This window comes from Mesotoga sp. HF07.pep.5.2.highcov (genome assembly GCF_003666285.1).
GTDB lineage: Bacteria > Thermotogota > Thermotogae > Petrotogales > Kosmotogaceae > Mesotoga > Mesotoga prima.
The window spans coordinates 1-10,068 of the sequence record NZ_JFHJ01000237.1 but is presented as its reverse complement, the minus strand read 5'-3'; the positions used below and the strand labels follow the sequence as shown (position 1 = coordinate 10,068).

The following is a 10,068-nucleotide window of genomic DNA, read 5'->3' as shown; positions in this document are numbered from 1 at the left end:
GGGAGAGTCGATAAGATCGTAGCCGGACTGAGTGAGACAAGAAAGATCGCTGAAAACAGAGGCTTAATAACCTATACAGGTAAGTATAAGGATTACCCCGTTTCAGTGACTTCAACAGGCATGGGAGGCCCCTCTGCAAGCATCGTATACGAGGAACTGATCAACGTTGGAGCAAGAGTATTGATAAGAATTGGCAGTGTGGCAGGCCTCCAGGAGCATGTTAATGAAGGAGATATTGTAGTTCCTTATGGCTGTGTGCGTGATGACGGGGCCTCGAACTACTATGTCCCGGCGAATTTCCCGGCCGTTCCTTCTCCAGATGTCTATTCATCGCTTACAACATCTGCCAGAGAAAGGGGAAGAGAGATCGTCACCGGAATCAACTGGACACATTCCTGTTTCTACAAACGGGATCCCGAATACTTCCAGAGCTGGAGCAGGAGAAGGATTGTATCGCTGGAAATGGAGGCTTCTGCGCTATTCGTCATTTCCTATCTTAGAAATGTCAAGGCCGGTTTCATTGGGATTTGCTATGCGAACAGATACAAACAATCTGCTGGCACAAAAGTAGATCTCTCTGTCAAGAACCCCAGAAGAGACGTGATTGAGAATTCAGTGAAAGAAGCGATCGAAATAACGCTGACCGCAATAAAGAAAATGTACGATGAAGACCTTGTTTAACTACCGAAGGGAGGAGATTCTATGAGAACCAGGTTCATGCTTTTGCTCTTTGTTCTGTTGATAGCTTCATGTTTTGCAGTTCCTTTGCGTCTTTCAAGTGAAGTTGGAATTCACACGGATGCCTGGAAGACCAGAATGGAAGGTTTCACGAAAGAGACGGGAATCGAGGTCGACATTCAACAGTTTCCTTATGCAAACTACCTTGATCAGCTGATGCTTGGCTACACATCTGGGAGGGTCGAAATCGATGTACCTTATATCTCGATGCTCTGGTATCCGGCTCTTTCGATTGCAAACTACATCTACCCGATAAGCGATATTCCCGGATACGAGAAAATCAACGAGGCCGATATTCCCGGAATAAGAAACGCAAAGCTTAATGGCAAAACGTACATTGTTCCCTACATGAACGAGCTCGGAGGCATAATCTACAGGAAGGATCTTTTCGAAGATCCTGTGGAGAAGGCCAACTTCCTCAATAAGTACGGCTACGAGCTTCTGCCTCCTCAGACTCTGGAGCAGTACAGGGACGTTGCAGAGTTTTTCAACAGACCGCCGGATCTCTACGGAGTCACCATGATGGGAAGAAGAAGCATATTCCTTGCAACTCACTTCATGCAAAGGCTTTGGGCAAAAGGCGGGGCACTTCTAGATATGAATATGCGTCCAATCTTCAACTCGGAAGCGGGCGTTGAAGCGCTTGAAGAAGTCAAGTACATGTTCCAATTTGCGAACCCTGCCGCAATGAACTACGATTTCCAGGAAGCGTTGAATGAATTCATCAGTGGAAGAAGCGCAATGGCGGAGGTCTGGACGACCGGAATGTTCTACGTAGAGGATGAATCGAGATCCTCCATTGTTGGTAAGGCAGGATTCGTAGGATTCCCCAGACCTGAAGAAAAACTTGGAGAGAAGCTTCCCATGCTTTATATCTCCTGGGGTTTCTCAGTCAGCAGCTCGGCACCAGACAAGGAAGCAGCGCTGGAGTGGCTTTTGTATGTCACAGAAACAAAGAACGAGGTCGAGGCCGCTCCTACAGGCAACATACCGGCGAGGTTCTCGGCGCTGAACAGCCCCGAGCTTGCAGAGTCCTTCCCCTGGATAGGAGACTTCGCCTCTGCTATGGAGAATTGTATTCCAACTCCTATCGTTCCATTGATACCGGAAGGCGGAAGTATAGTGAGCGGAATTATCGCTCCAGCGGTTTCTGAGTTCCTGGCTGGAACAAAGACGGCCGAAAAGGCTCTAGATGACGCAGTAAAGGAAGTAGACAGGCTCATGAGAGATGGAGGGTACTATTGATCTTATTCAAAGCCGGGTCGAAAGGCCCGGCATTTCTTGCGATGGGGGATCGGATGAAGTCTAAACAGAAAACTAAGGGTTTTGCATATATTCTTCCTGCACTTGTATTCATCGTGGTGATCTTCATGATCCCACTTACATACACTGTTGTCATGTCCTTTCTTAGGTGGAATCTGCTCAGACCCGATCTGGGAATCAAGCCGGCCGGTTTCACGAACTACGTAAGGCTTTTCACAGACTCCTTCACGCTGGACACAGTTGGAAGAACGTTCTACTTCGTAGTGGGAGCTGTCCTTGTTGAACTCATTATAGGGCTGTGTATCGCTCTCGCGCTTGACACTGAGTTCAAAGGCTGGAAGATAGTGCAGTCGATTCTTCTTGTACCTTTCATGATCGCCCCTGTAGTCGTAGGATACGTATGGAGATTCGTGTTGAACAGCGATTATGGACCAATTATCCATTTGATGAAACAAATAGGGTTTGGCGGACTTGTAGATAAACCACTGCTTTCTAATCCCTCAGCGGCCATGCCAGTACTGATAGTTGCAGATGCCTGGGAATATATACCCTTCGTTACCCTGGTATTGCTTGCGGGTCTGAAGTCTGTTCCATATGAACCGTATGAAGCCGCATTCGTCGACGGTGCAAGCTCTATTCAGAGATTTTTCTACATAACCCTTCCGCTGCTAAGACCCTCGATACTCGTCGCGGTAGTTATCAGGACGCTTACGTCCTTGCGTGTCTTCGACATTGTGTTCATTATGACAGGCGGAGGTCCCGGGACAGCGACGGAAACGCTTGCCTTCTACGGTTACAGGACGGCCTTTCAAGCGTACAACGTCGGCTTTTCTTCGGCAATAAACATGCTCACTTTCGGAATAGCTGTGGTCTTCACAATACTCTACATGAAAATTATAGGTGGTGGAAAGAACTATGATTAGGAGAAGACCTGTCACCAGAATACTGGTTTTCGCTGTTATTGCTTTGGCTCTTATCTGGACTCTGGTGCCACTTGCGTGGATTCTTCTTTCCTCGTTCAAGTTTGAAGCCGACCAGTTCTCTATACCACCAAAGTGGTTCCCAGAAAGACTTACGCTTCAGAACTACGCGAAGTTCTTCGGGAATTCTGAGTTTGTGAGATCATTGATCAACAGCGTCATGATCACATTCCTTTCAACGGTAATCGCCCTGTTCCTGGGTGTGCCCGCAGCCTACGCTATTGCCAGGTTCAACTGGAAGCATGCCAATACAATCGCTTTCGTAGTCCTTATAGCAAGAATGACACCTCCGATAGTCATGGTCCTGCCTTTCTTCATGATCGCCAGATATCTTGGAATATCCAACACATACCTCCCGATCGTTCTCGCTCTATCCTTTTTCAGCGTCCCTTTCGCGATCTGGATGATGCGTGGCTTCTTCCAGGAAATCCCTGTTTCTCTTGAAGAAGCGGCTATGATTGATGGATGCACCCGTTTTCAGTCTTTAAGGAGAGTAGTGCTTCCTCTTGTAATGCCAGGACTATCAGCCACATCCATACTCTGCGCTCTGATTGCGTGGAATGAATTCCTTTTCGCACTTGTACTCACCGGTCAGGATACAAGACCTCTTCCTGTTCTGGTCAATATGTTCGTAAGCGAAAGGAATATTGAATGGGGTGTTATGAGCGCGGCAGCGATAATCACAGTGCTTCCGATGATTGTCTTTGGACTCCTTGTCCAAAATGACTTGGTTCGAGGATTGACAATGGGCAGCTCAAAATAGACCCTTCTCAATTACCTTTCCAGACCTGCTGAGACTCTTCCCAGTGCGAACGCAGTTATTCATGCACTTTCGTGAAACAAAGTAAGAATAAATAGTGTCTCCCTGCCTCATGTGTGATAATTGGTCGGTGTAAAGAAAGTCTTTAACAAGGAGGTCAGGGTTGATGCCAAGGATGCTTGTGGCAACTGCACCGCGAAAAGCGGCCATCGTTGAGTATCAGGATAGAAAGATAGCGGCCAACGAGGTGATGGTCGAGGTCGAGTTTGCTTCTCCAAAGCATGGCTCAGAGGTAGCAGACTTCAGAAGTGAAAGTCCTCTGATAGACGAATTCTACGATCAAGATTGGCATCTGATTTTACCGAGATCAGCTGGCGAAAAAAAGGGTGTAGAATTCGGTTCCTGGAATCTGGGCAACATGTGGGTAGGAAAGATAGTAGTGAAAGGGGAAGACGTAAAAGACTACTCCATCGGTGAAAGGGTCTGCTCTTACGGAGGAATTCGTGAAACTCACATTATAAACGCTATAGGAAACGACCGTCTACTAAAGGTCCCTACCGGGGTCTCCTGGAAGAGCGCTGTGTGTTATGATCCCGCCCAGTTTGCTTTTTCCGGAATCAGAGACGGGAATGTAAGGCCGGGAGATTACATCGCAGTGATTGGCCTTGGAGCCATCGGATTAATGGCGGTACAGCTCGGAAAGAAAATCGGAGCCAGGCCAGTGATAGGTGTGGATCCTATCGCGATAAGGCGTGAGGCTGCGCTGAACTCCGGAGCGGACTACGTCCTCGACCCAGGTGAGTGCGACATCGGTCTTGAGATAAAAAAGCTTACCGGCAAGCTCGGGGCCGACTGCATCATTGAGACCAGCGGATCTGCTGGCGCGCTTCAGTCGGCTCTAAGGGGGCTTGCCTACGGAGGAACGGTTTCATATGTGGCCTGGGCAAGGGAGTTTGCCGGCGGCATCAACTTCGGAAGAGAAGCCCACTACAATTACGGAAGAGTTGTTTTTTCTCGCGCCGCGAGTGAACCCAGTCCAGACTTTCCAAGATGGGATAGAAAGAGAATCGAAAAAACCTGCTGGAATTTGATACTGGATGGTTCTCTATCTGGCGACGATATCGTGGATCCAGTTGTGAACTTCGAAGAATCGCCGAGCGCGTACTGTAAATATGTGGACACTAATCCCGAACTGAGTATTAAGCTCGGAGTAGCTTTTTGAGAGGTGAGTATATGAAAGTGATAACTCAGGACAAAGATTTCTTCCCTTCTCAAATGAAAGAGAAACTGCAATTCATTCGAAGCCTTGGATTCGACGGTTACGAGATAGACGGAAAAGATCTACTGGAAAGGTTCGCGGAAGTGAGCGAAGCTGTCCGGTCAACAGGATTCCCTGTAACAAGCGCCTGTGGGGGATACCGTGGTTGGATCGGTGACTTTTCCCGGGAGAAAAGGGAGCAGGCAGTAGAGGACATCGGAGAGATCTTGAAGGCATTATCTAAGGTCGGTGGAAAGGGAATTGTCGTACCTGCCGCGTGGGGAATGTTTTCGAAGAGGCTTCCACCCATGGTCCCTCCGAGATCTGATTCAGAAGATACAGCAGTTCTCCTGGAATCCCTTGAAAGCTTGAACAAAATGGCTGCAGAAACGGACACCTTCATCTATCTGGAGCCACTTAACAGGTATGAAGATCATATGCTAAACACCCTTCAATCTGCCGCAAAACTGATAGACGTCGGTGGATTTTCTAATGTCAGACTTACGGCTGACGCTTTTCATATGAATATCGAAGAGGCCGATATCAGGCAGGCGGTAATAGAGAACGGCAGGTATATCGGACACGTGCACATCGCCGACAGCAATCGTTATCAGCCGGGTCAGGCGCACTTAGACTTCAAGACACTCTTTTCGGCACTGTCTGAAATCGGTTACTCCGGTGACATTGCATTCGAATGCAGAGTGATCGGAGACAATCCTGCTAAAAGATACGGTGAGTCATGCGCCTTTATTCGTGATCTTCTCAGGAGCATTGAAAGATGAAGTACGGGAAACTCCGTGTCGCCTTGATTGGGGCCGGCCAGATTGCAGAGGTCACGCATCTACCGGTTTTATCCCAGATGAATGACAGGGTAGAACTGGTCGGGATAGCAGATCCCGCTGTAGAGAGGGCAGTTATGCTTTCCAGCAGATTTGGAATAGATAATACTTTCGGTGATTACGATGAGATGCTGTCTTCTTTGAATCCCGATGCTGTGTTCGTTTGCACTCCAAACAAATTTCACTCTTCAGCTACTGTTAGCGCACTGAGATCTGGATCTCATGTCTTTTGTGAAAAACCTCCCGCCATCAACGCAAGAGAAGTTCAAGAAATGATGGTCGCCTCAAAGGAAGCAGGAAAGATTCTTTCATTCAACTTCCATTATCGTTTCAGGAGTGAAGCAATCGCCATAAAGAAGTTTGTCGACAGTGGAGATCTTGGTGAGATATATTTTTGCGAAGCAACAGCGTTGAGGAGACGCGGAATTCCTGGATGGGGTTCCTTCACCAACAAAGAGATCCAGGGCGGCGGTCCACTGGTCGATATAGGAGTTCATATGCTGGATCTGGCGCTCCATATGATGAAATTCCCACAGCCGAAGAGCGTTACGGCAAGCGCTTATTGTAAAATCGCCAAGAGGAATGGAGTCGGACTTATGGGCGGCTGGGATCCTGAGAAGTATTCCGTCGAAGATTCGGCCTTTGGCTTTGTGAGGTTTCACAACGGAGCTTCACTGATCCTGAAGACTTCCTTTGCGCTAAACATGAAAGATCGTTCAATCATGAATCTTCAAATTTTCGGTGATAGAGCGGGCGCTACGGTCTTCCCACCGGAAGTATTTGCCGAATCGCATGGAGAGTTGACGAATACGGCTATACCATATGCAGAAAGCAAAGACTGCTACAAGAGGTCGATAGAAAGCTTTATAGATAGTTGCCTGGGAGAGGAATCGAGAATATCCTCTCCCGAAGAGGCCCTGGTTGTTCAGAGCATCTTAGACGCCTTTTATCTGTCGGCCGAAAGTGATTCGACAATAGAGCTATAAACGGAGGTCCTCGTCATGAGAATCGGCATTCTGAACGGTGCACGATAGGTAAAGAAAAATTCGATGAGTACATTGACAGACTAGTTTTTTCTCTTCGGGATAGAGGATACGATGTCGAGTATTTCTTGCTCAGGGATCTTGATATAAAACAGTGCATGGGATGCTTTGGATGTTGGGTAGAATCACCGGGAGAATGCATCGTGAAAGATGACTCCTATGAGATCAGGAAATCTGCAGTTAATTCCAGTCTCCTTCTATTTGCATCACCACTCATATTGTGTCTCACTTCGTCCACATTGGAGGAGGCGATCGATAAGATGATCCCAATAGTCCTTCCGTTTTTCACTGTTGGGGCAGGCAAAATCCATCAAGGAAGAGGTACGGGAAGTATTCTTTGCGAGTGTTCTGACTTAAGAATAGGACGATACAGCCATAGTCGATCTTGAGATCGTGGGAAGATCCGCGAACGCACTGCTAAAGAAATGGCTTCAATCTTGCCTTTTTTGATTCCACCGAGGGAACGTTAGAGAAGATTTCAGATGAGACTGCTGGTCTTCAATGGATCTCCGCGAGAAGTTAAGCGCGACACATTGACGATTGTAAACCACTTTCTCGAAGAAGTAAGGTCATCTCTGGCGAGGAAGGGTTATTGAGATTGTGGACCCTAGCAGGAAGCAGAAAATAATCCTCTCATTACATATATTATGATGTATAACGAGGAACAAACGTGGAGAACTTCATGATAAGTCCTGTATGCTTTTCAGGCAAGTCCGTTTGCACACGGTATTTTGTCGGCGAACTACAGGTCTTTAATTATCAATCTCTGTGTCTTATGACGCCTGCGAGCTTTTCCAACTCAATCACCGGTATAGGTACAAGAGAAAGCAGAAAAGCAAGCAAATACATCGAAGCATTCACCTTGGCTAGCCCGAATATTCTCGCTACTGGATCTATGAATAGAACAAAAGCAACCATTGCCAGCGACACTACTGTGGCAAAAATATGGAAGACATTGGAAAAGAAACCGGTTTTAAACAGCGAGTGATTTGACCGCATGTTAAAAGAATGGAAGATCTGGGTCAAAGAAAGTATAGCAAAGGCCATTGTTCTGCCTACAACAATATCTCCGGTACTCTTCCAGCCAATCGAAAACCCAATCAGAGTTAGAAAAGCGAACATGATTCCCTGCAGAATTACTCTGTAACCAAGTCCATTTGCAAATATCCCTTCATTCTTTCGTTTAGGCTTGCTTTTCATAACATCCTCTTCAACGGGTTCCATGCCTAATGCAATTGCAGGTAAGCTGTCGGTGACGAGATTTATCCAGAGCAACTGAACAGATATTAGAGGAGCTTCTCTCCAGATAATCATCGCCGTAAATACAGTCAAAATCTCCCCTATATTAGTTCCAAGAAGGAAACCAACCACCTTTCTTATGTTGGCATAGATCCCCCGACCTTCCTTCACGGCCTCTACAATAGTTGAGAAATTATCATCTGTAAGTGTCATGTCAGCCGCGCTCTTTGCCACATCGGTTCCAGTTATTCCCATGGCACATCCTATATCTGCTGCCTTGAGAGCAGGAGCGTCATTAACTCCATCTCCCGTCATTGCCACCACTTCACCTTGTTTCTGCCATGCCCGAACGATCCTCAACTTGTCTGAAGGAGAAACTCTGGCATAAACCGAGATATCCCGAACTCGTTCTTCGAGCTCACTATCCGGCATTTTTGCAAGTTCGCTTCCATCAACAACCTTTTCTTCAGGTGACAGAATCCCGACTTCTCTGGCAATTGCTGCGGCGGTTAGCTTGTGATCACCGGTTATCATCACCGGCTTTATCCCGGCCTGTTTACATAGTGCCACCGATTCCTTTGCTTCTGGCCGTGCTGGATCAATCATACCCACGAGACCCATGAATGTTAGCCCGCTCTCGATCTCGGCGGGATCAAGGAACTCTGGAATCTCCTCGATATGCTTATAGGCTATGGCAAGCACTCGCAGGGCATCGCTACCCATCTCTTCTGCAATTCTTCTTCCCTTTTCGACGTCTCCTGCAACACATCTAAGGGCAACTGAATCAATTGCACCCTTTGTAATTACTACATTCTTGTTTTCGATTCTGTTGATTGTTGTCATCATTTTTCGCTCTGAATCGAATGGAATCTCGGCTAATCTTGGATATTTCTCCTCCATTTTCTCTTTCTCGATTCCATTCCTTTTAGCGGCAAATACTATCGCTGTCTCAGTTGGGTCTCCTATTTGTTTTTCTTCTCCACTTTCATAAATGATTCTTCCGTCTGAACAGAGTGTCGCATACAGTAAAAGACTTCTTATTTCTGGCGAGTTCTCGGAAGAGATCTCTTCCAGAGCTGAATTACAATCGGAAAAGGCCTTAACCAGTGTCATTTTGTTCTGAGTCAGTGTTCCTGTCTTGTCTGAGCAGATTACGGTTGCACTTCCCAGGGTCTCAACGGCTGGCAGCTTGCGAATTATCGCATTTCTTTTAACCATCCGCTGCACTCCTATGGCAAGAACAACCGTCACGATAGCAGGAAGGCCTTCAGGTATTGCCGAAACGGCTAGAGAAACGGAGATCATGAATATCTCCATTATCGGAATGCCATCAATCAAACCAACCAGAAAGATTATCGCGCAGGTAACTATAGCCGCAATTGCAAGATACTTTCCAAGAACAGTCAGTTTCTTCTGAAGAGGAGTTTCCGTCTCTTCTTCCGCTGAAAGCATGCTCGCAATTTTCCCCATTTCAGTTTGCATTCCAGTCTCTACGACAACAGCCTTTGCCCTTCCATAAGTAACGCTACAACCGGAGAAAATCATGTTGAACCGGTCTCCCAAAGTAGCATCTTCTTTAACCTTAGCCTCGGTTTTCTTCTCCGACGAAACCGATTCTCCGGTTAGGGCTGACTCATCAACTTTGAGACTTGCCGAACTCAAGATTCTAGCATCGGCTGGAACGAAGTCACCGGCTTCTACAAGCACAATATCACCTGGGACCACGTTCGAAGCTTGAACGATCCTTTGCTCCCCATCACGTATTACCTTCGCATTAGGTGAAGAAAGCTTCTTCAAAGCATCGAGAGCCTTCTCGGCTTTGCTTTCCTGTATTACACCGATTACCGCATTCAAGACTACTATAAGCATTATCAAAACAGGTTCGAAGAAACCTTCATTCTCGAATAGAGAAACAACGAAGGAAATTGCGGCTGCCGCCATAAGGATA

8 protein-coding genes are annotated in these 10,068 nt (G+C 46.9%); 7 read left to right on the top strand and 1 reads right to left on the bottom strand.

All coding sequences use genetic code 11. The annotated features are described in order from the left end of the window. The 7 genes from BG32_RS04965 to BG32_RS04935 all read left to right on the top strand — a co-directional run. The coding region (locus tag BG32_RS04965; protein WP_121526492.1) for a nucleoside phosphorylase at nucleotides 1-681 on the top strand (681 nt) is incomplete at its 5' end. Between the two features lie 21 nt (nucleotides 682-702). After that, on the top strand, nucleotides 703-1,983 hold the full coding sequence (locus tag BG32_RS04960) for an ABC transporter substrate-binding protein (RefSeq protein ID WP_006487610.1): 1,281 nt from the start codon (nucleotides 703-705) through the stop codon (nucleotides 1,981-1,983). A 53-nt stretch (nucleotides 1,984-2,036) separates the two neighbouring features. Continuing rightward, nucleotides 2,037-2,924 carry a carbohydrate ABC transporter permease gene (locus BG32_RS04955; protein ID WP_259459528.1) on the top strand — a complete coding sequence of 296 codons (888 nt, stop codon included), beginning with the start codon at nucleotides 2,037-2,039 and terminating at the stop codon, nucleotides 2,922-2,924. Beyond that, nucleotides 2,917-3,744, top strand: a complete 828-nt coding sequence (locus BG32_RS04950) for a carbohydrate ABC transporter permease (protein WP_121510448.1) — start codon at nucleotides 2,917-2,919, stop codon at nucleotides 3,742-3,744. The genes BG32_RS04955 and BG32_RS04950 overlap by 8 nt, the downstream gene beginning before the upstream one ends. A gap of 163 nt (nucleotides 3,745-3,907) precedes the next feature. Beyond that, entirely contained in the window at nucleotides 3,908-4,963 is a 1,056-nt protein-coding gene (locus BG32_RS04945) for a zinc-binding alcohol dehydrogenase (RefSeq protein ID WP_121510447.1), read from the top strand. An 11-nt stretch (nucleotides 4,964-4,974) separates the two neighbouring features. After that, nucleotides 4,975-5,781 carry a sugar phosphate isomerase/epimerase family protein gene (locus BG32_RS04940; RefSeq protein ID WP_121510446.1) on the top strand — a complete coding sequence of 269 codons (807 nt, stop codon included), beginning with the start codon at nucleotides 4,975-4,977 and terminating at the stop codon, nucleotides 5,779-5,781. After that, nucleotides 5,778-6,824, top strand: a complete 1,047-nt coding sequence (locus tag BG32_RS04935; protein WP_121510445.1) for a Gfo/Idh/MocA family protein — start codon at nucleotides 5,778-5,780, stop codon at nucleotides 6,822-6,824. The genes BG32_RS04940 and BG32_RS04935 overlap by 4 nt, the downstream gene beginning before the upstream one ends. Before the next feature lie 816 nt (nucleotides 6,825-7,640). Here the strand turns inward: BG32_RS04935 and BG32_RS04930 are convergent. After that, a partial coding sequence (locus tag BG32_RS04930) for a cation-translocating P-type ATPase (RefSeq protein WP_147434831.1) occupies nucleotides 7,641-10,068 on the bottom strand: 2,428 nt, incomplete at its 5' end.

What these genes read in the sequence shown, in the direction of transcription:
- BG32_RS04950 (WP_121510448.1), top strand. Translation starts at nt 2,917, where the DNA reads ATGATTAGGAGAAGACCTGTCACCAGAATACTGGTTTTCGCTGTTATT.
- BG32_RS04940 (WP_121510446.1), top strand. Translation starts at nt 4,975, where the DNA reads ATGAAAGTGATAACTCAGGACAAAGATTTCTTCCCTTCTCAAATGAAA.
- BG32_RS04955 (WP_259459528.1), top strand. Translation starts at nt 2,037, where the DNA reads ATGAAGTCTAAACAGAAAACTAAGGGTTTTGCATATATTCTTCCTGCA.
- BG32_RS04960 (WP_006487610.1), top strand. Translation starts at nt 703, where the DNA reads ATGAGAACCAGGTTCATGCTTTTGCTCTTTGTTCTGTTGATAGCTTCA.
- BG32_RS04935 (WP_121510445.1), top strand. Translation starts at nt 5,778, where the DNA reads ATGAAGTACGGGAAACTCCGTGTCGCCTTGATTGGGGCCGGCCAGATT.
- BG32_RS04945 (WP_121510447.1), top strand. Translation starts at nt 3,908, where the DNA reads ATGCCAAGGATGCTTGTGGCAACTGCACCGCGAAAAGCGGCCATCGTT.